This window comes from Microbacterium saperdae, assembly GCF_006716345.1.
GTDB lineage: Bacteria > Actinomycetota > Actinomycetes > Actinomycetales > Microbacteriaceae > Microbacterium > Microbacterium saperdae.
Genome location: NZ_VFOX01000002.1, coordinates 1,117,608 through 1,142,014, shown reverse-complemented (window position 1 = coordinate 1,142,014; position 24,407 = coordinate 1,117,608). Strand labels below are relative to the sequence as shown.

At 68.8% G+C, this 24,407-nt stretch carries 25 protein-coding genes; 10 read left to right on the top strand and 15 right to left on the bottom strand.

Annotation, left to right across the window (positions count from 1 at the left end):
* Window positions 1-3: 3 nt before the first annotated feature.
* From FB560_RS20015 to FB560_RS20005, 3 genes are all read right to left on the bottom strand, one after another.
* Entirely contained in the window at window positions 4-1,275 is a 1,272-nt protein-coding gene (locus tag FB560_RS20015) for a hemolysin family protein (protein WP_141874452.1), read from the bottom strand.
* 94 nt (window positions 1,276-1,369) lie between these two features.
* A complete protein-coding gene (locus tag FB560_RS20010) occupies window positions 1,370-2,392 on the bottom strand; it encodes a TerC family protein (RefSeq protein ID WP_141874451.1) in 1,023 nt (340 codons plus the stop codon).
* A gap of 212 nt (window positions 2,393-2,604) precedes the next feature.
* Window positions 2,605-3,582 carry an aldo/keto reductase gene (locus tag FB560_RS20005; protein ID WP_141874450.1) on the bottom strand — a complete coding sequence of 326 codons (978 nt, stop codon included), beginning with the start codon at window positions 3,580-3,582 and terminating at the stop codon, window positions 2,605-2,607.
* A gap of 135 nt (window positions 3,583-3,717) precedes the next feature.
* Here FB560_RS20005 and FB560_RS20000 point away from each other — a divergent pair, with 135 nt between their 5' ends.
* Both FB560_RS20000 and FB560_RS19995 read left to right on the top strand, forming a co-directional pair.
* Window positions 3,718-4,623 carry a helix-turn-helix transcriptional regulator gene (locus FB560_RS20000; protein ID WP_141874449.1) on the top strand — a complete coding sequence of 302 codons (906 nt, stop codon included), beginning with the start codon at window positions 3,718-3,720 and terminating at the stop codon, window positions 4,621-4,623.
* Between the two features lie 45 nt (window positions 4,624-4,668).
* Window positions 4,669-5,175, top strand: a complete 507-nt coding sequence (locus FB560_RS19995) for a hypothetical protein (protein ID WP_141874448.1) — start codon at window positions 4,669-4,671, stop codon at window positions 5,173-5,175.
* A 14-nt stretch (window positions 5,176-5,189) separates the two neighbouring features.
* On the opposite strand, the gene FB560_RS19990 is transcribed toward FB560_RS19995, so the two are convergent.
* The 3 genes from FB560_RS19990 to FB560_RS19980 all read right to left on the bottom strand — a co-directional run bounded on the left by FB560_RS19990 (window position 5,190) and on the right by FB560_RS19980 (window position 6,892).
* Complete coding sequence (locus FB560_RS19990; RefSeq protein ID WP_141874447.1) at window positions 5,190-5,705, bottom strand: RNA polymerase sigma factor; 516 nt, start codon at window positions 5,703-5,705, stop codon at window positions 5,190-5,192.
* Window positions 5,702-6,337 (bottom strand): hypothetical protein, encoded by a 636-nt coding sequence (locus tag FB560_RS19985; protein ID WP_141874446.1) that lies wholly within the window; start codon window positions 6,335-6,337, stop codon window positions 5,702-5,704. The genes FB560_RS19990 and FB560_RS19985 overlap by 4 nt, the downstream gene beginning before the upstream one ends.
* A 90-nt stretch (window positions 6,338-6,427) precedes the next feature.
* Window positions 6,428-6,892, bottom strand: coding sequence for a MarR family winged helix-turn-helix transcriptional regulator (locus FB560_RS19980; protein WP_211350008.1), 465 nt, complete (start codon window positions 6,890-6,892; stop codon window positions 6,428-6,430).
* 66 nt (window positions 6,893-6,958) lie between these two features.
* Here FB560_RS19980 and FB560_RS19975 point away from each other — a divergent pair, with 66 nt between their 5' ends.
* Complete coding sequence (locus FB560_RS19975) at window positions 6,959-7,357, top strand: DoxX family protein (RefSeq protein WP_229673030.1); 399 nt, start codon at window positions 6,959-6,961, stop codon at window positions 7,355-7,357.
* Window positions 7,348-8,259 (top strand): VOC family protein, encoded by a 912-nt coding sequence (locus FB560_RS19970; protein ID WP_325058573.1) that lies wholly within the window; start codon window positions 7,348-7,350, stop codon window positions 8,257-8,259. The genes FB560_RS19975 and FB560_RS19970 overlap by 10 nt, the downstream gene beginning before the upstream one ends.
* A 157-nt stretch (window positions 8,260-8,416) precedes the next feature.
* Here FB560_RS19970 and FB560_RS19965 read toward each other — a convergent pair whose 3' ends face one another.
* The 3 genes from FB560_RS19965 to FB560_RS19955 all read right to left on the bottom strand — a co-directional run bounded on the left by FB560_RS19965 (window position 8,417) and on the right by FB560_RS19955 (window position 10,517).
* On the bottom strand, window positions 8,417-8,866 hold the full coding sequence (locus tag FB560_RS19965) for a hypothetical protein (protein ID WP_141874444.1): 450 nt from the start codon (window positions 8,864-8,866) through the stop codon (window positions 8,417-8,419).
* A gap of 119 nt (window positions 8,867-8,985) precedes the next feature.
* Window positions 8,986-9,342 carry a hypothetical protein gene (locus FB560_RS19960; protein ID WP_141874443.1) on the bottom strand — a complete coding sequence of 119 codons (357 nt, stop codon included), beginning with the start codon at window positions 9,340-9,342 and terminating at the stop codon, window positions 8,986-8,988.
* Between the two features lie 290 nt (window positions 9,343-9,632).
* Window positions 9,633-10,517 (bottom strand): phosphotransferase, encoded by an 885-nt coding sequence (locus FB560_RS19955; RefSeq protein ID WP_141874442.1) that lies wholly within the window; start codon window positions 10,515-10,517, stop codon window positions 9,633-9,635.
* Between the two features lie 262 nt (window positions 10,518-10,779).
* On the opposite strand from FB560_RS19955, the gene FB560_RS19950 reads away from it, so the two are divergent.
* From FB560_RS19950 to hrpB, 3 genes are all read left to right on the top strand, one after another.
* Window positions 10,780-11,208, top strand: coding sequence for a MarR family winged helix-turn-helix transcriptional regulator (locus tag FB560_RS19950; protein ID WP_141874441.1), 429 nt, complete (start codon window positions 10,780-10,782; stop codon window positions 11,206-11,208).
* A gap of 212 nt (window positions 11,209-11,420) precedes the next feature.
* Window positions 11,421-13,025 (top strand): SPFH domain-containing protein, encoded by a 1,605-nt coding sequence (locus tag FB560_RS19945; protein WP_141874440.1) that lies wholly within the window; start codon window positions 11,421-11,423, stop codon window positions 13,023-13,025.
* Between the two features lie 207 nt (window positions 13,026-13,232).
* Window positions 13,233-15,785, top strand: coding sequence for an ATP-dependent helicase HrpB (gene hrpB / locus FB560_RS19940; protein ID WP_141874439.1), 2,553 nt, complete (start codon window positions 13,233-13,235; stop codon window positions 15,783-15,785).
* Between the two features lie 18 nt (window positions 15,786-15,803).
* Here the strand turns inward: hrpB and FB560_RS19935 are convergent, their stop codons facing one another.
* The 5 genes from FB560_RS19935 to FB560_RS19915 all read right to left on the bottom strand — a co-directional run bounded on the left by FB560_RS19935 (window position 15,804) and on the right by FB560_RS19915 (window position 20,436).
* The gene (locus FB560_RS19935; protein ID WP_141874438.1) at window positions 15,804-16,538 is read right to left on the bottom strand and encodes an ABC transporter permease; all 735 of its coding nucleotides are present in this window, start codon (window positions 16,536-16,538) and stop codon (window positions 15,804-15,806) included.
* Entirely contained in the window at window positions 16,535-17,317 is a 783-nt protein-coding gene (locus FB560_RS19930) for an ABC transporter ATP-binding protein (RefSeq protein WP_141874437.1), read from the bottom strand. The genes FB560_RS19935 and FB560_RS19930 overlap by 4 nt, the downstream gene beginning before the upstream one ends.
* Window positions 17,318-17,465: 148 nt before the next feature.
* Complete coding sequence (locus FB560_RS19925) at window positions 17,466-18,062, bottom strand: TetR/AcrR family transcriptional regulator (RefSeq protein WP_141874436.1); 597 nt, start codon at window positions 18,060-18,062, stop codon at window positions 17,466-17,468.
* A 41-nt stretch (window positions 18,063-18,103) separates the two neighbouring features.
* The gene (locus tag FB560_RS19920; protein WP_141874435.1) at window positions 18,104-18,856 is read right to left on the bottom strand and encodes an AAA family ATPase; all 753 of its coding nucleotides are present in this window, start codon (window positions 18,854-18,856) and stop codon (window positions 18,104-18,106) included.
* 77 nt (window positions 18,857-18,933) lie between these two features.
* Window positions 18,934-20,436: an L-serine ammonia-lyase, iron-sulfur-dependent, subunit alpha gene (locus FB560_RS19915; RefSeq protein ID WP_141874434.1), complete on the bottom strand. Its 1,503-nt coding sequence runs from the start codon at window positions 20,434-20,436 to the stop codon at window positions 18,934-18,936.
* A 55-nt stretch (window positions 20,437-20,491) separates the two neighbouring features.
* On the opposite strand from FB560_RS19915, the gene FB560_RS19910 reads away from it, so the two are divergent.
* Together FB560_RS19910 and FB560_RS19905 are read left to right on the top strand one after the other, a co-directional pair.
* Window positions 20,492-21,124, top strand: coding sequence for a hypothetical protein (locus FB560_RS19910; protein ID WP_141874433.1), 633 nt, complete (start codon window positions 20,492-20,494; stop codon window positions 21,122-21,124).
* A 75-nt stretch (window positions 21,125-21,199) separates the two neighbouring features.
* Window positions 21,200-21,508, top strand: a complete 309-nt coding sequence (locus FB560_RS19905; RefSeq protein WP_141874432.1) for a hypothetical protein — start codon at window positions 21,200-21,202, stop codon at window positions 21,506-21,508.
* 111 nt (window positions 21,509-21,619) lie between these two features.
* On the opposite strand, the gene FB560_RS19900 is transcribed toward FB560_RS19905, so the two are convergent.
* Window positions 21,620-23,350, bottom strand: coding sequence for an L-aspartate oxidase (locus tag FB560_RS19900; protein ID WP_141874431.1), 1,731 nt, complete (start codon window positions 23,348-23,350; stop codon window positions 21,620-21,622).
* 71 nt (window positions 23,351-23,421) lie between these two features.
* On the opposite strand from FB560_RS19900, the gene FB560_RS19895 reads away from it, so the two are divergent.
* Window positions 23,422-24,354, top strand: coding sequence for a LysR family transcriptional regulator (locus FB560_RS19895; RefSeq protein WP_141874430.1), 933 nt, complete (start codon window positions 23,422-23,424; stop codon window positions 24,352-24,354).
* Window positions 24,355-24,407 lie beyond the last annotated feature (53 nt).

The window sequence follows — 24,407 nt, the reverse complement described above, 5'->3', positions numbered from 1 at the left end:
GACTCAGGCGGGGTCGGCCGCCTGAGTCACCCGCACTCGGGCGATGCGCCGCCGGTCGAGTTCGGCCACCTGGATGGTGGCCCCCTCGACCTCGACGGTGTCGCCGACGACGGCCAAGCGGCCGAGCTGCTCGGTCACGAAGCCGGCGATCGTGTCGGAGGATCCGCGCGGCAGTTCGATGCCGGTCGCCTCCTCGAAGTCCTGCAGGTTGAGGCGTCCGTCGATGGCACCGCCCGGCACCTCCAGCTCGGCCGTGTCGTACTCGTCGAAGATCTCGCCGACGACCTCCTCCACGAGGTCCTCGAGCGTGATGAGCCCGTCGGTGCCGCCGTACTCGTCCACGACGACGGCGATGTGGTGGCCCTCCGCCCGCAGTCGGGTGAGCGTCGGCAGGACCCGCGCCGTCGAGGGGATGTAGAGGATGGGGCGCACGAGTGTCGAGAGCGCCTGGGTCGGATCCTCGGCGACGGCCTCGAACAGGTCCCGCACATGCACGAACCCGGTGATGTCGTCGATCGACTTGTCCGAGACGGGGTAGCGCGAGAACGGCAGTTCTCGCGCCTGCGCGATCGCCTCGCCGACGGTGAACGTCTCGTCGAGCGCGACGACCTCCGGACGCGGACGCATGACCTCGCTGATCTGCCGTCCGCGAAGGGACAGCACATCGTCGAGGATCCGCCGCTCGTCCTCCGGAAGCCCCTGGTGGCTGGCGACGATCTCGCGCACCTCTTCGTCGGTCATCTCATCGGCGGTCTTGTGCGGATCGCCGCCCAGCACGCGCACGAGCGCGTTGGTCGAGACCGACAGCAGCCAGATCACCGGACGCATCACGGTCGCGAAGCCGTTCAGCGCAGGGGCAACCGCATACGCGAACTGCGCGTTGCGCTGGATCGCCAGACGCTTCGGCACGAGCTCGCCGAGCACGAGCGACAGGTACGCGATGACCAGTGTGAGCACCAGTGTCGCGACGGTGAGCGAGAGCGGAGCCGCCATCCCCCACGACTCGAAGACCGGGGCCACCGACGGCGCGATCGAGGTCGCGCCGTACGCGGCCGACGCGAAGCCGGCCACGGTCACACCGATCTGCACCGCCGAGAGGAAGGTGTTGGGGTTGCGGGCGAGGGCCGCGACTTTCGCGCCGCGGCGCCCGCGCTGGCCGATCGCGGTGATCTGGCTCTCGCGCAGCGTGACGAGCGCCATCTCCGTGGCAGCGAAGACACCGCCGATCAACACGAACACGAAGACGAGAGCGATGTTCCAGAGCAGGTCGCCCATCAGCGGGCAGCCCTGTCTGTCGTGGGGTGAGCGCCCGGCGTGAACCGGACGCTCGTACTGTCAGAGTCCGAAGAGTCAGAACAGCGCTGCGCGCTCAAGAGTGCTCCTTGTTGGTCGGTGTGGCGATGGTGTCGGTGGAGGAGGAGACGGATGCGGGATCGCGACGAGTCTTCATGAGGCTCGCGACCGTGGCGACCGCGATGGTCGCGCCGATGAAGAGCAGTGAGAACCAGATCGGGATCTCGGGCGCCCAGAGCACCGGCTCGCCGCCGTTGACGAACGGCAGCTCGTTGACATGCAGGGCGTGGAACACCAGCTTGACGCCGATGAAGGCGAGGATGACCGCGAGACCCTGAGCGAGGTATACCAGGCGCTCCAGCAGACCGCCGATCAGGAAGTACAGCTGGCGCAGACCCATGAGCGCGAAGGCGTTCGCGGTGAACACGATGTAGGCCTCGTCGGTCAGTCCGTAGATCGCCGGGATCGAGTCGACCGCGAACACAAGGTCGATGAAGCCGATCGCGATGATCGTGAGGAGCATCGGGGTGACGAAGCGCTTGCCGTTCTTGACGACCGTCAGGCGGTCCTTGTTGTACTCGTCGCTCACCGGCAGGTGGCGGCGGACGAAGGTCATGAACCGCCCGTTGGCGGGGTCGCTCTCGTGGCTGCTGAACGCCTGGCGGTAGGCGAGCACGAGCAGCAGCGCGCCGAACAGGTAGAAGATCCACGAGAAGTTCTCGATCAGGGTCGCGCCGACCGCGATGAAGATCCCGCGGAGGATCAGCGCGATCACGATGCCGATCATCAGCACCTTCTGCTGATAGATCTTCGGGACCGCGAAGCCTGTCATCACGATCAGGAACACGAAGAGGTTGTCGATCGACAGCGCCTTCTCGGTCAGATACCCGGCGAAGTACTCACCGCCGAACGTCCAGCCCGAGAAGACGCCGATGCCGACGCCGAACAGCAGCGCGAGGCTGATGTAGAAGATCGACCACCGCGCGGACTCGGCGATGGTCGGCTCGTGAGGCGTGCGCACATGCGCGAAGAACTCATAGACGAAGAACGCGATCGTGACGGCGATCGTGATGATCCAGATGAGGGGCGTGATTTCCAAGAGAAGCTCCAGAGTCGGCGTAGCAAAAAGCAGCGCCAAAGTCTTCTCCATTCCTGAGATCAGGAACCGGTGAACCGGGATGCGATTGCATCCGTAATGACGAACCCACCGTGTCGGAGTACTCCCCTTGGTTCCCCCAGTCTAAGGGGTCGCGGAGGGTGCTCTCTGACGGTTGGCCGGGAACAGGCTCCCGGCCGACCGTCAGAGGGCGCTCAGGCGTCAATCGAGGTCATGTTCGCGTCATCGTGACGCGCGCCGGATGCCGGAGCGAGTCGGTTCAGACGATCGATCTGCGACGGCGTGAGCTCCACGGCATCGGCCGCGGTGTTCTCCTCCACCCGATCGACGCGACGAGTGCCCGGAATCGGGGCGACGTCATCGCCACGCGTGAGGAGCCACGCCAGGGCGGTCTGCGCGGGCGTCGCGTCGATCTCGGCGCCGATGGAGCGGACCTCGTCGACGATCGCCAGGTTGCGGCGGAAGTTCTCGCCTGTGAACCGCGGGTTGCTCTTGCGCCAGTCATCCGCGGGGAAGTCCTCGACGGAACGGATCCGGCCGGTGAGCAGGCCGTGACCGAGGGGCGAGTACGGCACCAGGCCGATGCCGAGCTCACGCAGGAGAGGGAGGATCTCCTCCTCGACGTCGCGGGTCCACAGCGAGTACTCCGTCTGGAGGGCGCTGACCGGCTGCACGGCATGCGCACTACGGATGGTCTCCGGCGATGCCTCCGACAGTCCGAAGTGCAGCACCTTCCCTTCGGCGATGAGGTCGGCGACCGCTCCGGCCGTGTCTTCGATCGGCGTCGCCTTGTCGACGCGGTGCTGGTAGTAGAGGTCGATACGGTCGGTGCCGAGTCGTCGCAGCGAACCCTCGACGGCGGCGCGGATGTTCGCGGGCGTGCTGTCCATCGCCGGGCTGCCGGTGACGTGATCGTAGAGGCCGAACTTCGTCGCCAGCACGACGCCGTCGCGTCGCCCCCGGAGCGCGCGCCCGACGATCTCCTCGCTGAGGAACGGACCGTAGATCTCGGCCGTGTCGATGTGGGTGACGCCGAGGTCGAGGGCGCGGTGGATGGTGCGTATGGACTCGTCGTGATCGAGGCTGCCTTCGGCGGTATAGGTGCCGGCCATGGTCATCGCGCCGAGTCCGATGCGCGAGACGTCGAGCGAGCCGAGACGTGCGTTCTTCATGAGGATGACTCCCTGGTTCGATGGAGGGTGGTGTCCTCCAGTAGACGGCGCGTCTCCGAGCACCCGGGAGACCGCGCCTATCCGGTTAACGCCAGGGACCCCCTGCACCCGAGGCTCCTGGCGTACCGTCGAGGCATGGACACCCGGAACGACATCCGCGAGTTCCTGACCACCAGACGTGCCAGGCTCACGCTCGACGACGTCGACCTCCCCGACTTCGGCGGACGGCGCCGCGTCCCCGGCCTTCGCCGTGAGGAGGTCGCGCTGCTGGCGGGCATGAGCGTGGAGTACTACGTCCGGCTCGAACGCGGCAACGCCACCGGGGTGTCGGAGTCGGTGCTCGACGGCATCAGCCGTGCTCTCCGGCTCGATGACGCGGAGCGCACGCATCTGCACGACCTCGTGCGCGCCGCGAATCAGGGTGCCCACCCGAACCGCCGGCGCCCGCGCACCACGACCGCGCAGATCCGTCCGGGCATGCAGCAGCTGCTGGATGCCATGCAGACCGTCCCCGCATTCGTCCAGAACGGCCGCCTCGACATCCTCGCGATCAACCGTCTCGGTCAGGCCGTCTTCTCGGAGATGTTCGTTCAGCCGCAGCGGCCGGCGAACTTCGGACGGTTCGTCTTCCTCGACTCCCGCGCGCCCCAGTACTACCGCGACTGGGACGATGCCGCGCAGCAGACGGTCGCGCTCCTCCGCGCCGAAGCGGGCCGCTCCCCCTACGACCGCACGCTGAGCGACCTGGTCGGCGAGCTCTCCACGCGCAGTGAGCAGTTCCGCGTCCTCTGGGCCTCGCACGACGTGCGCGAACACCGCACCGGGGTCAAGCGCATCCGTCATCCGCTCGTGGGCGACCTCGACCTGCAGTACGAGGCGATGAGCCTCAGCAACGACCTGGGACTCAGCTTCATCGCGTACACCGCCGCCCCGGACTCGACCTCGTCCGAAGCCCTGGCACTTCTCACGTCGTGGTCGGCTCCGGAGGCGAGTGGTCGCGGCAGCTCGCCGGCGCTCGATGCGGACGCCTCCGCGAACTGAGCGTCCCGATTACGCTGGATCCGCCCCCACAGAGCGGAGACCGACATGGCTCACGAGATCGACGATGCCGAACGAGCCGCGCGCGCTGCGCACCTGAAGGAGCGGATCTACCTCACCTTCGCCGCCCTCGCGGTCGTGATCACTCTCTCCAGCCACGGCCACGCGACGGCCGGACAGTCCGCCACGACCCTGATCGTCACCGTGCTGGGCACGCTGCTCGCGGTGTTCACCGCCGATCTCGTCTCGCACCTGGTGGTGCACGGCCGCCTGTTCACCCGCGCCGAGCTGCGGCATGCTGTCGGGTCGAGCTTCGGCGCGCTCAGCACCGTGGCGCTGCCGTTCATCTTCCTCGGGGTCGCCGCACTGGATGTGTGGAGCACCGAGGCGGCCCTGCGCGCGAGCGCCATCGCGCTGCTCGCCTCCCTGATCGTGATCGGCTGGGTCGCGGTGCGACGCATTCCTCTGACCTGGTTCCAGCGACTCATCGCGCTCGGCGCCGAAGCGGCGCTCGGGCTGGCCGTGATCGGGTTGCAGGTGCTGGCGCACGGCTAGGTTCGGACTGCTTCTCACCGCTCGAGCGCCGCACGCAACGCCGCCCGCGCGCGGCTGTAGCGACTGCGAATCGTGCCCGCGGGTTTGCCGAGGTGCTGCGCGATCTCGCTGAGGCCGAATCCGTCCCAGTGCAGCAGGCGGATGATCTCCGCGTCGAGGGGGTCGAGTGATGCGAGCGCCTCCCGCAGCTGATCGTCCTGCGGCTCCGCCACCGACGGTCGCGTCAGCGCTTCTTCGCGCAGGCGATCGGTCAGCGCCTGACGTCGCACGCCGCTCCGTCGACTCGTCATGAGCACACGACGAGCGACTCCGAAGAGCCACATGCGAGCCTCCTGGTCGTCGACGGGCACGGCCGACACCCGTCTCCAGGCGATGAGCAACGTCTCACCCAGCAGGTCAGCAGCGTCGTGAGGAGTGCTCCGACGTTCGAAGTACGCCAGCAGCGCCGGCGCTTCGCGTCGGACCACGGACTCGATCCGTTCGGCGTCGGCGGTGATGTTCGGCACGGGTGCGCGCAGCTTGGACGTCATTCGCCGGGCTCGAGACCGTCGAGGTCGTCACGGCAGAGCTGGGTGACGGAGACCAGGTGCGGATCGCCGGGTTCGAAGGAGTCACCGGGAGTGGCGGCTCCCCACGAGATGCCGGGAACCACCTGATCCAGGACCGCGAGACTCTGCTGGACCACCGCCCAGGACTCGATCGCCTCGGGGGAGCCGATGTCCTCCTCTCGAGGGTTCTGCATCCGCTCGTGAACGGCGGCAGCGAACGCAGCGGGGTCGGCCGCTGTCCAGAAGTCGCCGACCGTCGCGACCTGATCGTCGCTGAGACCTCCCAGGTCGACGTACAGCGTGCACTGCTCGCCGCGATCCTGGCCCTCCGTGGGGACGTAGGGCAGACCGGATGCGGGACGGAAATCAGCCCCGTACTCGAGCCCGGAGAACGGTGGCACCGAGAGCAGGAACTCGTCGATATCGGTTGCCGCGGCGAGCGTTCCGACCAGCACCAGGGCGCCGCCGACTGCCACGACGGGACGCCAGGGTCGGCGCGCACGTCCGGCGAGCGGACGCGCGACCAGCTGATCTATCGTCGCGTCGAGCGCCTCCGGGGCAGGTACGGCCGGATCGGCACGGCGCAACCGCTCATCGAGTTCGTGATCGTTCATGATGCTCCTCGTCCATCGTGGCTCATCAAGAACATGGCCGGCAGAGGAGAGAACGTTGCATGCCGAAGGAATTCGGTGTCGCCGACGGATTCAGTCGTGCGGGGGCGGGCTCGCCTCACCGCCCGACAGCCGATCGGTGATGGTCCCGGTGATCTGGGCCAGCGCGTCCAGCTGCGCGGGGGTGAGCGCATCGATCACGAGGCGCCGCGCGGTCTCGATGTGCCCGGGCATCGCCCGGATCAGCATGCGCCGACCTTCGGTCGTGAGCCGGATGTCCGTCGCGCGTCGGTCGTCGGGAGAGGGCGTGCGCTCCACGATCCCGCGCTTCTCCAGTCGCGTGCAGACGTGGGAGAGCCTCGTGAGCGTCGCGTTGGTGGCGTCGGCGAGCGCGGTCATGCGCAGAATGCTCTCCGGTGCGAAGCGGAGCGCCGTGAGCGCCATGAACTCGAAGTGCGTCAGGTGGGCCTCGCGTTGCAGCTGCGAGTCCAGCGCCGCGGGGAGCAGCTGCGTCACAGCCACCAGACCGAGCCAGGCACGTGATTCGCGATCATCCATCCTCGGAACCTGGAATGCCATGGGATCAGCGTACGTTAGTTGAAGCAACAACCAATCCGTATCCGGATGGCAGAACCTCAGAAGGGCATCACGATGTTGATCGCATATTGGATCGTCGCCGGGCTCCTCGCGCTCGCCTACCTCGGCGCCGGCGCGATGAAGATCGCGCGGCCCCCGGCGAAGCTCGCCGACTCCGGCCTGACCTGGGCGCCCGACTTCCCCCTGTGGACCGTCAAGGCGATCGGAATCCTCGAGGTGATCGGCGCGCTCGGCCTGATCCTGCCCCCGCTCACCGGAATCGCCACGATCCTGGCTCCGCTGGCGGCCGTCGGATTGGTCCTGGTGCAGCTCGGCGCGATCGTCACCCACGTCGTGCGAGGCGAGGTCAAGACGCTCGTGGTGAATGTCGTGCTGCTGGTGCTCGCCATCGCCGCCGCCTGGCTCGGATTCGTGTCATGGGCATGACACCTTCGCCCTCGGCAGGAGCCTGGCGCACAGCACCGACCGCGACCGCTGGAGCCGCGCCCGACGGCACCCGGATGGACACCGTCGAGCTGCTCGTGCGCGACCTCGACGCCATGACCTCCTACTACCGCGATGCGGTCACGCTCGATGTGCTCGAGCAGTCGGGCGCCACTGCGGTGCTCGGTCGCGGCACGCAGAAGATCATGACCCTGCGCCAGGAACGGGACCTCCCCACCGCGAGCCCTCGGGCGGCCGGGCTCTATCACACGGCGATCCTGTTCCAGGATCCGCAGCAGCTCGCATCCTCGCTGTTCCAGATGGCGCAACGGGTACCGCAGACCTTCACGGGTTCTGCGGATCACCTCGTCAGCGAGGCGTTCTACTTCACCGACCCCGAAGGCAACGGCCTCGAGCTCTATCACGACCGCCCTCGCGATCAGTGGCAGCTGCTCCCCGGCGGCGGGGTGGTGATGGACTCCCTGCCGCTCGACCCGAACGCATTCCTGCACCAGTGGCTCGACGAGGATGCGACCACCGCAGGCGACACCGCGGCGATCGGTCACGTGCACCTGCAGGTGGGCGACATCCCGACCGCGAAGCGGTTCTACGTCGACGTGCTCGGTCTCGACATCACCGCCGATCTGGGGTCCGCGCTGTTCGTCTCCGCGGGCGGCTACCACCACCACATCGGGATGAACACCTGGCAGAGCGCCGGGGCCGGGCCGCGCGCCGCGTCGCTCGGACTCGGAGACGTGCGCATCCAGGTGCCGACCCGAGAGGATGTCGAGGCGATGGCGGAACGCGTCCGCGGTCACGGCATCGACGGCGCCGATGACGGCCGCAGCCTGCATCTCGCCGACCCGTGGGGCACGCGGTTGGTGATCTCGCCGGAGGGGATCTGAGGCGCGGTTGCGCTGCTCAGCCCTCCCCGCGCACAGCTTCGGGGGTGGCGGGCGACACACCGTCGTTCAGGGCGAGGATGCGGCGAGTCGCCCCTCGACTCCGAAGTTGTGCACGCGGGGACGACGGCGCCGGCGCCGGTCGCGGGAGGATCGTCGATCAGACTGGGATGGCGAAGCTGGCCAGCAGTTCTCCGCCGGCGTCCGTGACGGTCACGACCGTACCGGCGTAGGAGGCGATGCCTGCGATGCCCAGCACGAAGGCGACTGTTCCAGGCTCGGTGATCGCGCCGGAGACGAGGCGCGCGCCACGTGAGCCCGATCGGCTCTGCGACCAGGACGCCGGAATCGAACCGGACGTGGTGATCGCCCACTGGTTCTCGGTCAAGTCGATGTTCACGGTGACGGTGACGCCTGCGGGCAGGGTCTCGGTGGTCGTGAGGTAGATCGGGAACTGCGTGACACTGCTCGTGTCGGCCGTGACGGCGACCGCATCGGCCTCGCTCGCGGCGGCCAGGGGCGTCGCCACGGCGACGGCGACAACAGGGGCGGCCCAGTCGGCACCGATCACGGTGCGACGGGACACGGTGCGATCGCCGGGCGCAGACATGGCGAAAACGATATCAGCCACGCCGATCGAGCTCCGCGCACTCGACGTGTGAGTCAGCGGATCCTCTTGATGTCCTTGCCCTCATCGATCCAGCGAGTGTGCGCCGTTCTGCCGCGGACTCAGGCCGGCGGCTCGACTCGGGTCTGGTGCTCGCGCATCATGTGCTGGAGTGTGCGGTGATACCTGCGCGCATACCAAAGAACGGCGCTCAATACGCCGACAGCGAGTAACAGCGAGCTCCAAGCCACCGGGTATCGCACCGCGAGGAGCGCGGACAGGAGGCCGCTCAGGCAGGCGACTCCTGACAGCATCACCGTCCACGCCGCGATGCGCCCCGGTTTCGAATAGAGCACGGCTTCGCGAAGGCGGGCCGACGTCGCGAGCTTGAGCCTGGTGATGATCGGCAAAGAGACCGAAAGCCCGACGTTGAGAGCGATCAGCGCCCAATCGCCCAGTCCCCACCCTGCTACGCCCACGCGTCAACGGTAACTGCAGCCCCCATGGCGGGATAGGGCCATGTCGGTGTTCTTCTCCTCACCCACTACTGCCCTCGATACCCGACATGATCATGATCGGTGCGATCGTCGCAGGTGTCGTCGTCCTCGCTGGGATCGGACTGACGATCTGGCTCAGAAAGCGGCGGCGCTGATACGACGTCTCGGCCGGAGCTGAGTTCCGGCTCACGTGAGCGACGAGTGCCTCGAGCAACGGGGAGCGCTGCAGCGAAAACGATGTGTAGGGGGGAGACACGGGAAAGAGCGTCGTTCTATCCCGTCGTCAGGCCGGCCAGATCGCTCAGCACGGCATCACGTGAGCGCCCGTACTTGGCGAGCACCTCTTCGGGGGAACTGATGAGGGCCTTCCACAGCGCCCAGGCAGCACCTCGCAACCATGCATCCTCGGGTAGCTGCAGCCGGTCGTGCAGGCGATCACGCTCGCGAGGACTGCAACTCAACCATCCGAAGGCCAGGTCGCAGGCGGGATCACCGACGCACGTCTGCCCGAAATCGATGAGCGCCGCCAACCGGCCGCTGCTGTCGAACAACACGTTGCCTGGCGCGACATCGCCATGCACCCACACCGGCGGCCCGGTCCACACGGTGGCCACGGCCGCATCCCAGAGTGCCCGACATCCCTCAGCGCGGCGTCTGTCCAGGAGGAGGAGCCGGCCCTGTATCTTCTCGCCGACCGCGCTGACGTGACAGCCGCGGTAGGCAGATGCGCTTCCCGCCCAGGGGCCTCCGACCGTGTCGCAGGCCTGCAACTCCCTCAGAGCATCGCCCAGACCACTGATGGCGGTTTCTCGTTCGCGCGTTCCCACCGCGGTGAAAGTGCGCCCCTCGATCCACTCGCGAACGGACCACAGTCGGTTGAATGCCGCCGACGGGGCCCCGGTCGCTACGACGCAGGGGATCGCGACGCGAAAGCGGGAGCCGAGGACCGCGAGTGTCCGCTCCTCCCGGACGAGGCCGGCGACGTAGCCGTCAGCGCTCGGGAGGCGGACAGTCAGCTGGTCACCGAGCCGGAAGGTGCGGTTGTCCCACCCCTGAGCTTCCACCGGGCGGATCGGCAACTCCGACCACTCAGGGAACTGCTCCGCCACAAGGGAGCGAACCAGCGAAGCAGTGATCTCTTCGGAAGCGGCAACCATCGCGCCAGCGTAGTAGACGACCCTTCTCGGAGATCCACGCCGATGCCCGGACCTGATCGTCGGCAACAAGAAGGACCCGCCCTCATAAATTCCCGTGACCAAACCGTTGCATTCGTTACCTCGCCGTTATACAGTGATCACACGGTGAATGTTTGCTGTGGCACTCACCGCATGTGATTGCAGGACACTCTTGGTGCAAGGGACAAGGGCCGGTCGGGAGCCTCTCCGACCGGCCCTTTACTGTTCGCACTATTCTGTGAGGATGACCGATCGCAAGCTCGCCCTGGAGGCCTGGGAGAGCCTGTTCCGGGCGCAGCACGAGCTCTTCACCGAGATGATGACGGACTTCGAGCACGGCGACCTCGCGCAGGCCGAGTACGACGTGCTGCTCACCGTCACGCGCTCCCCCGACATGACCGCGCGGCTGCGCGACGTCACCTCGAACATGCTGATCAGCCAGCCGAGCGTCTCGCGGCTGGTCGACCGCATGGTCACGCGCGGACTCGTGTCGAAGTGCGCGGATCCCGACGACGGCCGCGGCTCCCTCATCCGGGCCACAGAGGCCGGTGCGAGGGCGTTCCGCTCACTCGCGACCGTGCACGGGCGCTCGATCGCCGAGCGGATGTCGACTCTCGAGGACGACGAGCTGCGCGCCCTGCGCGACCTCGCCGAGAAGCTCCGCAAGGGCTGACCCGCCACCGCATCGCACCGTCGCCCACGCCTCGGGAGGAGTTCTCCCCGTCGGGCGGATGATCGGGCTCGATGTCTCCGCCCGAGAGCGAGTTCTCCGCCCGAGCCTCTCCGCGGAACGGCAGAAGTTCTTTTCTGGCAGGGTGGAGAGTGAGGGCGCGCACCACGGCGCGCTCGAGACCGCCCCCTCGGGGGGAACCAGGGAGGTCATCCATGGAGATCGCCGGAGCAGTCGGCATCCTCATCATCGTCGGCATCGCGATCGTCGCCGCCGTCATCATCTTGCTCATCCTGCTGCTGTTCGCACGCAGCTGGATCAAGGTGGCCCGCGCTGACGAGGCACTCGTCATCTCGGGGCGCAAGCAGAAGGTGCAACGCGCAGTCATCGCCACCGACGGGTCGAGCACGTCCGAGATGTCGGAGTCGCCGGTCACGGTCATCGTGAACGGCAAGTCGCTCGTCAACCCGATCACGCAGCGCCACGAGATCATCTCGCTGCGCTCGCGCCAGGTCTCCCTGAACGCGGAGGCGCAGTCGCTCGACAGCGTCACCCTGAACGTCGACGGTGTCGCGATCGTGAAGATCGGTTCCGACCCCATCCTGGTCCGCCGAGCGGCCGAGCGATTCGCCTCGCAGGACAAGGCCATCGAGCAGTTCACCACCGAGCAGCTGGAAGGTGCCCTCCGCGGTATCGTCGCGACGCTCTCGGTCGTCGAGCTGATGCGTGAACGGAAGAAGTTCTCGGACCAGATCGCCGCCGACGTCTCGCAGGAGCTCGCCGAGCAGGGTCTGATCCTCGACTCGTTCCAGATCAAGGGCATCACCGACAAGGTCGGCTACATCCAGTCGCTCGGTGCTCCCGAGATCCAGGCGAAGCGTCAGTCCGCAGAGATCTCGCAGACCAACGCCGACCGTGCGATCAACCAGAAGAACATCGCGAACCAGGAAGCCAACCTGATCGAGCAGACCGCGCTCGACACCAACACCGCGAACTCCAACGCCGGCATCGGCCGGGCACGTGCCGAGGCCGAGCAGGCGGAGAACCTCGCCCGCGAACAGGCGCAGCAGGCCGTGCTCCAGCAGCAGGCCGAGAACCGTCAGGCCCAGCTCGACGCCGACGTCAAGCGCGTCGCCGACGCGCAGCGGTACGAGGCGGAGACCCGCGCGCAGGCCGAGCTCTACACGCGCGAGCGTGCAGCCGAGGCGGCGGCGATCGAGCAGGTCAAGCAGGCAGAGGCGCGCACCCGCATCGCCGAGCAGCAGGCGCAGGCCGACAAGGCACGCGCCGATGGTGAAGCCGCAGCGGCCGTCGCGAAGGCGCAGGGTGAGGCAGACGCACTGCGCTCGCAGGCCGAGGCGGAGTCCGAGGCACGCCGTCTGCGCGCCAACGCCGAAGCCGACGCGATCCGTGCCGAGGGTGACGCGCGAGCGGCCGCTCTCGAAGCGGAGGCCAAGGCCATCGCCTCGAACCAGGACGCCTTCCTCTCGCAGCGCGTGCTCGAGGTGCTGCCGTCGATCATGGCCGAGTTCTCGAAGGGCTACGCCGCGATCGGCAATGTGTCGATCATCGGCGGCTCGGGCGAGGAAGGCGCCTCGCAGGTCGTCGGCGCCGACAGCGCGATCGCGATGCGGTCGGTGTTCGACAGCGTGCACTCCGCCACAGGGCTCGACCTCGCCGGCATCATCCAGGGCCAGGCCGTCGGTCGCAGCTTCGGCGCCGGCGTCGCCGAGGCGACGGCTCCCGCTCCTGCGCAGAAGCGGGTTCCGGAGCCGACCACTCCCCCGCCGCCCGCCGCACCGGCGGCCGACGCCGAGTAGTCACACCGTCACGCGCGACAGCGGATGCCGCGGCCGATCTCGGTCGCGGCATCCGCTGTTTTCATATCCGCCGCCCCGCCCGTGCTTCACAACTCCGGAGATCCGTCGCCGCCGCCGACCCAAGAAGCTGTTCGCACCGAATCAGACGCGGTTTTCCGGAGTTATGGAGGGCAACCCCGCATGCCGCAGACGGGGCAGACTGGGACGATGACGTCCGCCGCTTTCGACCTCGCCGCCATCGGCGCGGGACTCTCGTTCGCGGCCGCCGTCGACGAGCTCTCGAAGACGCTCGACACCAGCACGTCAGCGGTGGTGAGCGCTCCCCCCGGCACCGGCAAGACCACGCTCGTGCCCCCGCTGCTCGCCTCCCGGTCGAGCGGCCGTGTCATCGTCACGCAGCCTCGTCGCGTCGCCGCCCGCGCAGCCGCCCGTCGACTCGCCCAGCTCGACGGATCGCCGCTCGGCACTCGCGTGGGGTTCACGGTCCGCGGCGAGCGCGCGGTCGGAAAGGAGACGCGGGTCGAGTTCGTCACGGCCGGCGTCCTGCTGCGCCGACTGTTGGACGACCCCGGCCTGCAGGGTGTCGACGCCGTGATCATCGACGAGGTTCACGAGCGCGCACTCGAGACCGACCTGCTGATCGGCCTGCTCTCCGAGGTACGCGAGCTGCGCGACGACCTCGTTCTCATCGCCATGTCGGCGACCCTCGACGCCGCGCGCATCGCCGCTGTGATCGGCACCGACGAGCTGCCAGCCCCGATCGTCGACCACGACGTACCCGCCTTCCCGCTCACCGAGCGCTGGGCCCCGAGCCCCGCACCGCGCCTCGACGAACGCGGAGTCACCTGGGCGTTCCTGGATCACGTCGCACGCACCACCGCGTCCGCCGCACAGGAGCTGCGCCGCGACGATCCTGCCGCCGATGTGCTGGTCTTCGCACCGGGTGCCCGCGAGGTGTCGGAGATCGCCCGCCGCATCCGCGACACGACCGACGCCTTCGACGTGCGGGAGCTGCACGGTCGCATGCCCGCCGCCGAGCAGGATGCCGTGATCCGCGGCCGTCGCGCGGACGAGCCGGCCCGCATCATCGTCACGACCTCGCTCGCGGAGTCCTCCCTCACGGTGCCGGGAGTGCGGCTGGTGGTCGACACCTGCCTCGCCCGTACCCCGCAGCGCGATGCCGCACGCGGGATGACGGGACTGGTGACCGTCGCAGCCTCTCGTTCGTCGTGCGTGCAGCGTGCCGGCCGCAGCACCCGCCAGGGTCCCGGAATCGTCATCCGCTGCGTCGACGAACGCACGTACGCCGCGGCCCCCACGCGTCCGACCCCCGAGATCGTGTCGAGCGACCTCGCAGATGCGGCCCTGCTGCTCGCCTGCTGGGGCGCGCCCGGCGGAGCCGGTCTGCGGCTGATCGATCCGCTTCCCGCCGACAGCCTGGCCGACGCCGTCACGGTGCTCCACGGCCTCGGCGCGATCGACGACGACGGGCGCGCCACCGAGGAGGGCCGTGCCCTGGCGCGCATCCCGACCGACCCGCGCCTCGCCCGCGCTCTGCGTGACGGCAGCCCGGCTGTGGGCGCTCGACTCGCCGCCGAGGTCGTCGCGCTCCTGGGCGGCGACCTGCGCACCGCGGACTCCGACGTCGCGCAAGCGCTCATCACTCTTCGAGGCGGGCGCACGGCGGACGCCCGCCGGTGGCGCAGCGATGCGGATCGCCTCGAGCGCCTGAGCGCGGCGACGCCGGGGGTGCGCTCGGACCTCGACGGCGTCGGCCTCGTGATCGCGCTGGCCTTCCCCGAGCGGGTCGCCCGCCGCGTGGACCGCACGGCCGGCGGGGCGACGTTCCTGCTCGCATCCGGTACCCGCGCGGGGGTGACCGGTCCGCTCGCGGCGGTCGAGTGGCTGGCCATCGCCGACGTCGCCCGCGCGTCCGGTCGTGCATCCGCCGGCTCCGGGGCGGTCGTCCGATCGGCGGCGACGCTCAGCGAGGAGCAGATGGAGCAGGCCGCGAGCCACCTGCTCACCGACCGCGTCGAGGCGGAGTTCGTCGGAGGTCGCGTGCAGGCACGCCGTGAGCGCCGCGTGGGCGCGATCCTGCGTTCCTCGGCACCGGTGCGCGCATCCGCCGACGAGGGGCGGGATGCCGTGCGCCGGACGCTGCAGCGCGAAGGGCTGGGCATGTTCGCCTGGTCCGCAGCGGCCACCGAACTGCGGAGTCGTCTGGCGCTGCTGCACCGCGAACAGGGCTCACCGTGGCCGGATGTGTCGGATGCGGGACTCCTCGCCGCCCTGGACGCCTGGCTCGCGCCGGAGCTCGATTCCCTGGCAGCCGGAACCCCCGCCGCACGGCTGGATCTGACATCGGCGCTGCGGCGGCTGCTGCCGTGGCCTGAGGCCGCGCGGCTGGATGAGCTCGCGCCCGAACGACTCGAGGTGCCCAGCGGATCCCGCGTGCGGATCGCCTACCCGGCACCGGACGACCTCGACGCCCGCCCCGTTGTCGCCGTGAAGCTGCAGGAGTGCTTCGGCTGGGCCGAGACACCTCGGCTGGTCGACGGTCGCGTGCCGGTGCTGTTCCACCTGCTCTCCCCCGCCGGTCGCCCGCTCGCCGTCACCGACGACCTCACATCGTTCTGGTCAGGCCCCTATGCGCAGGTGCGCGCCGAGATGCGGGGCCGCTACCCGAAGCATCCATGGCCCGAGGACCCCTGGGCCGCCGCACCGACCAGGCACACCAAGAACCGCGCCGCCCGCTGAACGGACTCTGCCGGGCGCTCAGCGAGTGCGCCGCCGCAGCGTCAGCGCGGCCAGCACGAGGGCGCCGACGGCGAAGGCCAGAACCACGAGGAGCGGACCGAACACGTCCCACCCCTCATCCCCCGCCGCGACCGCGTTGATCGTGTCGATCGCGTAGCTCAACGGCAGCCAGTCCGAGATGGCGTGGAGCACATCGGGCATCTGGTCGCGCGGCATGAACAGGCCGCCCAGGATGATCTGCGGGAACACCAGCAGCGGCATGAACTGCACAGCCTGGAACTCGGTCTGGGCGAACGCGCTCGCGAGCAGTCCGAGGGCGGTGCCGAGCAGGGCGTCGACGATCGCGACCAGTCCGAGCTGCCACAGCGGGCCATCGACGTCGAGACCGCACACCCCCACTGCGAACGACACCGTGATCACGGCCTGCAGGAGCGCCATCAGACCGAAGGCGAGCGCGTAGCCCAGAATGAAGTCGGCCTTGCCGAGCGGGGTGGTCATCAGCCGCTCCAGCGTGCCGGACCGGCGCTCGCGCAGGGTGGTGATCGACGTGATCAGGAACATCACGATGAACGGGAACAGCGCGAGGATCGCTCCGCCGAACTGATCGAACACGCCCTCCTGATCGCTGAACAGCCACGCGAACAGCCCGACCAGCAGGCTCGGCGCGATCAGCATCAGCGCGATCGAGCGTGGATCGTGGCGCAGCTGGGTCAGCACCCGACCGGCTGTCGCGAACATTCGCAGGCCGTTCATGCCGACGCCTCCCCGTCGTCGGCACGCGCTTCCCTGCGGGATCGTCTCGTGTCACCGGAGAGGGATCGGTCTCGTTCGATCAGGGCGAGGAACGCCGCCTCCGGATCGTCGGTGCCGGTGTCGGCCAGCAATGCGTGCGGGGTGGTGTCGGCGATGATCCTGCCCTCGCGCAGAAGCAGCAGTCGGTCGCAGCGGAGCGCCTCGTCCATCACATGGCTCGAGACGATGAGGGTGACGCCGCGGTCCGCGAGGCCCCGGAAGAGTCCCCAGAGCTCGGAACGCAGAACGGGGTCGAGTCCGACCGTCGGCTCATCCAGCACCACGAGCTCGGGGGATCCGATCAGCGCCATCGCGAGCGAGACCCGCGTCGACTGCCCGCCGCTGAGCGAGTCGACCAGCTGCCCGGCCTGCGGTCCGAGTCCGACCTCGGCGATGACCCGGTCGACATCGCCCTTCGGCGCCTTGAGCAGGGCCGCGAAGTACGACAGGTTCTGCCGCACGCTCAGGTCGCCATAGACCGCGGCACCCTGGGTGCCGTATGACACGCGATGCCGCAGCTGCCGCGAACCGCCCGGCTCGCCGAGCACGGTGACCTCGCCGGATGTGATCCGCTGCACACCGACGATCGAGCGCATGAGTGTGGTCTTGCCGCAGCCCGACGGACCCAGCAGGCCGGTGATCTGACCGCGCGGGATCGCGAGATCGATCCCGTCGAACACCGACGTCTTGCCGCGCTGCACCCGCAGCTGCGAGACCTCGACCGCGAGATTATTCATCATGCGATGAATTATGCGCCTGTGCAGCGCCGCCGTCAACGGATGCCTGTCCCTCACACCGCGGCATCCCACATTCCCGTCGCGAAACGGCACCTTCCCCACTCCACCAAGGCGCGAATCCGCGACCGGAGCCGGAGGGAACGGGCGCTGCTCAGTCGAAGAGGTAGCGCTGCACGGTCGGGCCGACCCGCGCGACCAGCTCGTCGACGGATGCTCCGGCGAGCGCAGGCAGCCGCAGCACATAGCGCGCGATCAACAACCCGGCGATCTGCGAGGCGACGAGCGACGCCCGCAGCTCCGCATCATCGACGTCGAGGCTCTTCGCCACCCGCGACAGCAGCTCCCGCGACAGGAAGCCGACCAGCAGCGGGGTCGTGAGCTTGCTGCCGATCGCCGTGCGCAGCAGCATCACGCCGCGGCGGCGGATCTCCGGCTGTTCGAACCCCTGCAGCACATAGCGGATCAGTCGCTCACCGATCTCGTCGCGGGGTCCGGCGAGGATCCCCGGCACATCGATATCGGGGCGGAGCGGGATGCCGACGGCCTCGGCGAAGAGGTCGGCCTTGGTGCCGAAGTAGTGGTGCACGAGTGCCGAGTCCACCCCTGCTCGCGCGGCGATGAGGCGGATCGTCGCCGCCTCGTAGCCGTGCTCGCCGAACTCGTCGACGGCCGCGGCGATGATCCGCTCCCGAGCGTCGGACACTCCCCGCGGGCGACCGCGCCGCTTCGGGGATGTGTGCTCGGTCATGCCCGCCAGCCTACGACTTCCGCCGCGAGCGGGTGCCGGTGCTAGTCGAGCAGATGGCGGAGATAGCGCGGCGGTGAGTCGAGGAACGACCGCCAGTGGTTCACGAGTTCGAGGTCGTTCCACTCGGCAGGGCGGATACCCCAGTCGCCGACCTCGAGGATCCGGGCACCGGGCAGAGCCGCGAGCACCGGCGAGTGTGTGGCGCACAGCACCTGACCACCCTCGTCGACGATGCGCTGCAGCACCGCGATGAGCGAGAGCGTCGACGAGAACGAGAGTGCGGCCTCCGGCTCGTCGAGACAGTAGAACCCCGGTTCGTCGAACCGGCTCTCCAGCAGCGCGAGGAACGATTCGCCGTGACTCATCTCATGGAAGGCGACGTCTCCGCGGGGCGAGGGATTCTCTTCGAGGTAGGTGTAGAACGAGTGCATCGTCTCGGCTCGGAGGAAGAAGCCCCAGCGGTTCGCGCCGACGCCGCGCTGGAGTCGTAGCCACTCCGACAACGGCGACTCGGTGGGGCGCGTGCTGTGCTTGGCCTGGCGCGATCCTCCCTCGGGCGACAGCCCGTACGCGATCGCGACCCCTTCGACGATGGTCGACTTTCCACTGCCGTTCTCGCCGACGAGGAACGTGACGCCGGGGTCGAGGTCGATTCCCTCCCGCAGCACCTGCGCGACGGCCGGGATGCTCGTCGGCCACTGCGCGCCGGGTGCGGGCGCATCGTCGGTCGGACGCACGGCCACGACCGGCTGCTGCCGCCGTCGCCGACTGTTCGGGTCCCAGAACGGATCCATCGCACTCCCCTGCGTGTCGTGTCTGCCCGCAGGCTACCGGCGACTCCCGACACCGGCCGCAGGAGAGCACCGCATCCTCAGCACTCGATGACGTTGACCGCGAGACCGCCCTCGCTGGTCTCCTTGTACTTGGTCGACATGTCGGCACCGGTCTGCCGCATCGTCTCGACCACCGCGTCCAGCGACACGTAGTGACTCCCGTCGCCCCGCAGCGCGAGACGGGCAGCGGTCACGGCCGTCGAGGCGGCGATCGCGTTGCGCTCGATGCAGGGGATCTGCACGAGGCCGCCGATCGGGTCGCAGGTGAGTCCCAGATGGTGCTCCATCGCGATCTCGGCCGCGTTCTCGATCTGACGGTTGGTGCCGCCCATCACCGCCGTCAGGCCACCGGCGGCCATCGCGCAGGCCGAACCGACCTCGGCCTGGCATCCGCCTTCCGCGCCGGAGATCGAGGCGTTCGCCTTGAACAGCGAGCCGAGAGCGGTAGCCGTGAGCAGGAAGCGACGAATCCCGCGGCGACGATTCGCCTCGGCCGTCTGCTCGGGATCGAGGTCGGCATCCACCTGCGCGGCGAGACCACGGCCGTCGGGGCCGAAGCCCAGCAGCGCGCTGCCGACCAGCTCGCCGTAGGGCGTCACGGCGTTGCCCGCACCGAGTCCGGAGTCGGCGAGGAACCGCCACCAGTACATCGCCACCGCAGGAAGGATGCCGGCCGCCCCGTTCGTCGGGGCGGTCACCACTCGTCCGCCCGCGGCGTTCTCCTCGTTGACCGCGAGCGCGAAGGCCCCGAGCCATTCGCCGGGCAGTTCGCGGTGCCCGTCTGCTTCGACCTCATCGAGCTGCGCGCGGATCGTGCTCGCCCGCCGCTTCACCTTGAGCATGCCGGGGAGCACGCCGTCGGAGTGCAGGCCGGCGTCGACGCAGGCCGACATGGCGTTCCAGATCGCGTCCAGCCCCGCAGCGACGTCTTCCTCGCTGCGCACGGCGGTCTCGTTCAGGCGCGCGACCTCGGCGATCGACAGTCCGTGCTCGTCGCACAGCGCGAGCAGCGATGCAGCATCCGCGTAGGAATACGGGAAACCGGCCGCAGTGATCGAGGTGCCTTCCCCCTCGCGCCGGATGAATCCTCCGCCGATCGAATAGTAGGTCTCCTCCGCGATCGGCGCTCCGGCGGCATCCCAGGCGGTGAGCGTCATCGCATTCGGATGACCGGGGAGCCGGGTGCGCGGGGCGAACACGATGTCGGTCTTCGCGAAGGGGATCTGCTGCTGCCCGTCGAGAGTGAGCGGCTCACCCGCCGGGTACTCGGTCCAGGCGGAACGCACCTCCGCGGGGTCACAGCTCTCCGGCGACAGCCCGCGCAGACCCGCCACCACGGCATCCGGCGTTCCGTGCCCGATGCCGGTCGCGCCGAGCGAACCGAACAGCGTGCACTCGATCCGCGACACCGCGGCGAGCGCCTCACTCGCGCCCAGCCGGTGGACGAAGTCCAGCGCCGCGCGCATCGGTCCGACCGTATGGGAACTCGAGGGACCCACTCCGATGGAGAACAGGTCAAAGGCCGAGACGTACGCAGTCACCCCTCCAGGCTACGCCGCATTCACCGCCCCGGTTCACCCCCATTAACCTGATCCCATGAGTGATGACACCGGGATCCTTCTGTTCCTCGCAGCGGGTGTGCTCGTGCTCGCGCTGATCGTCGCGTTCGGCGTGCTCAGCTCGCGCAGGAAGAAGACGGCGACGGCCCACACCTGGACCGTGCGCACCGGGTGGATCGGCGAGCAGCCGTTCCTCGAGAGCACCGATCTGACCCCGGACGACAAGCGGCAGGAGGAGCTGTTCCGGCAGACCTACCCGATCGGCGCAAGCGTCACGGTCACGATCACCGACGAGCAGGGAGAGCGCGCCGAGCATGAGGTGCACGTGTCGCGGATCGGCCGCAGTCTGCGCGCCGGGTTCCCGCAGGCGAAGGTCGGGCTGACCGCGTACTTCCGCGAGTGGGAAGGGACCGAGTTCCCCGTCGCCTTCGCCGTGAAGGGATCGGACAAGATCGTCGAGCTCGCGATGGATGCTGAGGGCGTCACCGCCAGGGATTCCGCGGGCGTGAGCGTGTTCGCCTCACCCTGGTCGACGCTGCTGTTCTCGAACGGACCCGACATCGTGCTCGCGGGCGGCACGGGGAAGACCGTGCGTGTGGAGTACAAGGACGGCGACACTCTCGAAGAGCTGCTGATCAAGTACGGCACGCTGAAGCAGATGCACTTCTGAGGCCGCGTCAAGCCCCTTCATCCGGCGCTCCTCCGACGGCATCCTGATCGCGAAGACATCGCGAAAGGGACGATCATGACGAACAGCACACCGGAGCAGGAACCGTCTCCCGAGGCGCAGGCTCCCACCCCCTCACCCTCATCGGGCGCCGACGCCGGCGAGCTGACGGCGGAGTCACCCGAGCCCGACGCCTCCCCTGCAGAGGCCGAGTCCGTCGAGCAGGCAGACCCGGAAGAGGTGCCGAGCACCGAGCAGTTGCAGGAGCCGAGCACCGAGAAGGATCCGGGCGAAGAACCGGTCGCCCCGAAGCGCGATGAGCCGGAGCCCGACCACGAGGCCGTCGGCATCGGCGTCGTCGAGACGGAAGAACCCCAGGCCGACTGACACTCCCCCCTGGGCGAGGGGTGCCGGGCGAGAGGTCGAGACACGCCGCACGGAGTAGTCGGCCGGCGGCGTGCCTTGACCCCTCGGCAGCGCCGGGAGTCGCGACCAGCGCTACTCGACGAGCTTGCCCGCGGTGTCGACCTCGCGCATGAGTTCGGCGATCTCGGCGGGGATCTCGGGGATCGCCTCGTGCGTGATGCCGTCGCGCGGGCTCCACACCAGGTTCACCTGCAGGGTCGGGTCGGTGTCGGGGAAGTCGCTGCGGTTGTGGCATCCGCGGGTCTCGCGGCGCTCCAGCGCGGCCTCCATCGTCGCCCGAGCGGCCAGCGCCGAGGCCTTGAGGTCGAACGCGTGCGCGAGGTCCTGGAACCCGGCGATGTCGGGGTGGATGCCGATGTCCTCCATCCGCCCCTCGATCATGTCGAGTTCGGCGAGGCCGGCGCGCAGCCCTTCCTCATCGCGGACGACGCCCGCGTACTCGGTCATGGTGTTGCGGATCGCGCGCTGCAGTGCACGGACGTTCTCACGGCCGTCGGCGGCGAGGAGATCGGCGATCTCGGCCCGTGCTGCAGCGACAGCCTCAGCCGACCGGTGCTGCGCCTCGAGTCCTGCCGCATGGTCCATGGCCGCCTGGCCGACGATCCGTCCGTACACGAGCAACTCGATGAGCGAGTTGCCGCCGAGGCGGTTCGCGCCGTGCAGACCGCTGGACGCCTCGCCGATCGCGTACAGACCCTCGACGTCGGTCTGGTGGTCCTCCGGGCGCACCCACACCCCGCCCATCGAGTAGTGCGCGGTCGGCGCGATCTCGATCGGGTCGGTGGTGATGTCGAGCATCTGCAGCTCCATCATCGTCTGGTAGACGCGCGGAAGACGGGTCATGATCACCTCGCGCGGCAGGTGCGAGACGTCGAGCCAGACGCCGCCGTTCTCGGTGCCGCGCCCTTCTTTGATCTCGGTGTAGGCGGCGAGCGCGACGCGGTCGCGGGTCGACAGTTCCATGCGCTCCGGGTCGTACTTCGGCATGAACCGCTCACCGAGCGCATTGCGCAGGATGCCGCCCTCGCCACGAGCCGCCTCGGAGATCAGGGTGCCGGCGGCGTTCTCGGGCTCGATGATGCCGGACGGGTGGAACTGCACGAGCTCCGGGTCACGCAGCCGCGCGCCCGCCTCGACCGCGAGGCGGAACGAGTCTCCGGTGTTCTCGTCGCGGCGGGAGGAGGTGCGGCGCCAGATGCGGTTGTGTCCGCCGGCGGCCAGGATCACGGCATCCGCGTGGATCAGGTAGCGCGTCCCGTCGGCCTGGTCGAAGCCGTAGGCGCCGAAGATGACGTTGTCGCGCACGAGCAGACGCGTGATGTAGACGTTGTCGAGGATCGGCACCTCGAGCTGCTCGGCCTTGCGCACCAGGGTCCGCTGGATCTCGAGGCCCGTGTAGTCGCCCGAGAAGGCCGTGCGGCGGAACGTGTGCGCTCCGAAGAAGCGCTGCGAGATACGGCCGTCGTCTTCGCGGGCGAAGTCCATGCCCCAGCGCTCGAGGTCGCGGATGCCGCGCTCTGCGCCCTGCGTCACGATCTCGACCGTGTGGGGGTTCGCGAGCAGGTAGCTCTCCTTGATGGTGTCGGCCGCGTGCTGCTGCCAGGTGTCGTCGGAGTCCATCGTTCCGAGGGCGGCGTTGATGCCACCGGCAGCGAGGGAGGTGTGCGCATCCTGGCGCGGGCGTTTGCCGACGGCGAGGACGTCGACACCGTGTTCGGCGATCTCGATCGCCGCTCGCAGGCCGGATCCTCCGGTGCCGATGACCAGGACCGTGGTGGAGATCTGACGTTCGCGTGTACTCATGCCTTCGACGCTAGTTAGGCGATCCTAATAACTCCAATGCATAGTTCTACTTGTTTCGATAGACTGCGGGTATGAATCTGGAGCAGCTTCGAGGATTCGTCGAGATCGCCCGCCTCGGTCACTTCACGCGTGCCTCCGAACACCTCCACCTGGCACAGCCGTCGCTCAGCCGGCAGATCTCCACGCTGGAGCGCGAACTCGGAACCGAGCTGTTCCATCGTGCGCGGGGACACATCACGTTGACCGCATCCGGCGATGCCCTCCTCCCCCGTGCGCAGCGGATGCTCGCCGAGGCCGAGGCGATCCGCGAGGAGATGGGCGAGCTCGCGGGACTCCGCCGTGGTCGGGTGCGCCTCGGTGCGCCACCCACGCTCTGCATCAGCCTCGTCGCCGAGGCGATCAGCACCTTCCATTCCGCACACCCCGGAGTCGACCTCCACCTGACCGAGAGCGGATCCCGCGCACTCGTGGAGCAGCTGGCCATCGGCGCGGTCGACATCGCCCTCATCACCGAGTCAGACGGTCCCCCGCCCTCCGGCTTCAGCCTCACGCGCACACCGCTGCTCACCGAGGAACTCGTCGTGGTGTCGGCAGCATCGCAGCCTCCGATCGCGGTGACGCCGTCGATCGGACTCGAGTATCTCTCCACGCTGCCGCTCATCGCCCTCGACGAGACCTACGAGCTGCGGGCGGCGACCGACGCCGCGTTCCGCTCCGCCGGCCTCACGCCGAGCCACGTGCTGGAGGGTGCAGAGATGGATGCCGTTCTCCGCTTCGTCGAGCGCGGAGTCGGTGTGGCGGTGGTCCCGGCGATGGTGCTGCTCGATCAGCCGGCGCTGCGCTCGGTGCGCCTGACGCATCCGATGATGACGCGCGTCGTCAGCCTCGCACACCGATCCGACGTCACCCCCGCCGTCGCGGTCGCCGCGATGCGCGAGGTCATCCTCTCGACCGCGGCAGAGGTCGCCCGCCGCGACCCCGCGATCACCTCGCTGATCGACTGAGCCCGGACCTCGAACGCCCGCGAAGAGTCAAGACACGCCCCACAGCCGCGTGC

Excerpts from the sequence above, each read along its gene's own strand:
- FB560_RS20015 (WP_141874452.1), bottom strand. The coding sequence starts at position 1,275 with ATGGGCGACCTGCTCTGGAACATCGCTCTCGTCTTCGTGTTCGTGTTG.
- FB560_RS20005 (WP_141874450.1), bottom strand. The coding sequence starts at position 3,582 with ATGAAGAACGCACGTCTCGGCTCGCTCGACGTCTCGCGCATCGGACTC.
- FB560_RS20000 (WP_141874449.1), top strand. The coding sequence starts at position 3,718 with ATGGACACCCGGAACGACATCCGCGAGTTCCTGACCACCAGACGTGCC.
- FB560_RS19995 (WP_141874448.1), top strand. The coding sequence starts at position 4,669 with ATGGCTCACGAGATCGACGATGCCGAACGAGCCGCGCGCGCTGCGCAC.
- FB560_RS19990 (WP_141874447.1), bottom strand. The coding sequence starts at position 5,705 with ATGACGTCCAAGCTGCGCGCACCCGTGCCGAACATCACCGCCGACGCC.
- FB560_RS19985 (WP_141874446.1), bottom strand. The coding sequence starts at position 6,337 with ATGAACGATCACGAACTCGATGAGCGGTTGCGCCGTGCCGATCCGGCC.
- FB560_RS19980 (WP_211350008.1), bottom strand. The coding sequence starts at position 6,892 with ATGGATGATCGCGAATCACGTGCCTGGCTCGGTCTGGTGGCTGTGACG.
- FB560_RS19975 (WP_229673030.1), top strand. The coding sequence starts at position 6,959 with ATGGCAGAACCTCAGAAGGGCATCACGATGTTGATCGCATATTGGATC.
- FB560_RS19970 (WP_325058573.1), top strand. The coding sequence starts at position 7,348 with ATGGGCATGACACCTTCGCCCTCGGCAGGAGCCTGGCGCACAGCACCG.
- FB560_RS19965 (WP_141874444.1), bottom strand. The coding sequence starts at position 8,866 with ATGTCTGCGCCCGGCGATCGCACCGTGTCCCGTCGCACCGTGATCGGT.
- FB560_RS19955 (WP_141874442.1), bottom strand. The coding sequence starts at position 10,517 with ATGGTTGCCGCTTCCGAAGAGATCACTGCTTCGCTGGTTCGCTCCCTT.
- FB560_RS19950 (WP_141874441.1), top strand. The coding sequence starts at position 10,780 with ATGACCGATCGCAAGCTCGCCCTGGAGGCCTGGGAGAGCCTGTTCCGG.
- FB560_RS19945 (WP_141874440.1), top strand. The coding sequence starts at position 11,421 with ATGGAGATCGCCGGAGCAGTCGGCATCCTCATCATCGTCGGCATCGCG.
- hrpB (WP_141874439.1), top strand. The coding sequence starts at position 13,233 with ATGACGTCCGCCGCTTTCGACCTCGCCGCCATCGGCGCGGGACTCTCG.
- FB560_RS19935 (WP_141874438.1), bottom strand. The coding sequence starts at position 16,538 with ATGAACGGCCTGCGAATGTTCGCGACAGCCGGTCGGGTGCTGACCCAG.
- FB560_RS19930 (WP_141874437.1), bottom strand. The coding sequence starts at position 17,317 with ATGATGAATAATCTCGCGGTCGAGGTCTCGCAGCTGCGGGTGCAGCGC.
- FB560_RS19925 (WP_141874436.1), bottom strand. The coding sequence starts at position 18,062 with ATGACCGAGCACACATCCCCGAAGCGGCGCGGTCGCCCGCGGGGAGTG.
- FB560_RS19920 (WP_141874435.1), bottom strand. The coding sequence starts at position 18,856 with ATGGATCCGTTCTGGGACCCGAACAGTCGGCGACGGCGGCAGCAGCCG.
- FB560_RS19910 (WP_141874433.1), top strand. The coding sequence starts at position 20,492 with ATGAGTGATGACACCGGGATCCTTCTGTTCCTCGCAGCGGGTGTGCTC.
- FB560_RS19905 (WP_141874432.1), top strand. The coding sequence starts at position 21,200 with ATGACGAACAGCACACCGGAGCAGGAACCGTCTCCCGAGGCGCAGGCT.
- FB560_RS19900 (WP_141874431.1), bottom strand. The coding sequence starts at position 23,350 with ATGAGTACACGCGAACGTCAGATCTCCACCACGGTCCTGGTCATCGGC.
- FB560_RS19895 (WP_141874430.1), top strand. The coding sequence starts at position 23,422 with ATGAATCTGGAGCAGCTTCGAGGATTCGTCGAGATCGCCCGCCTCGGT.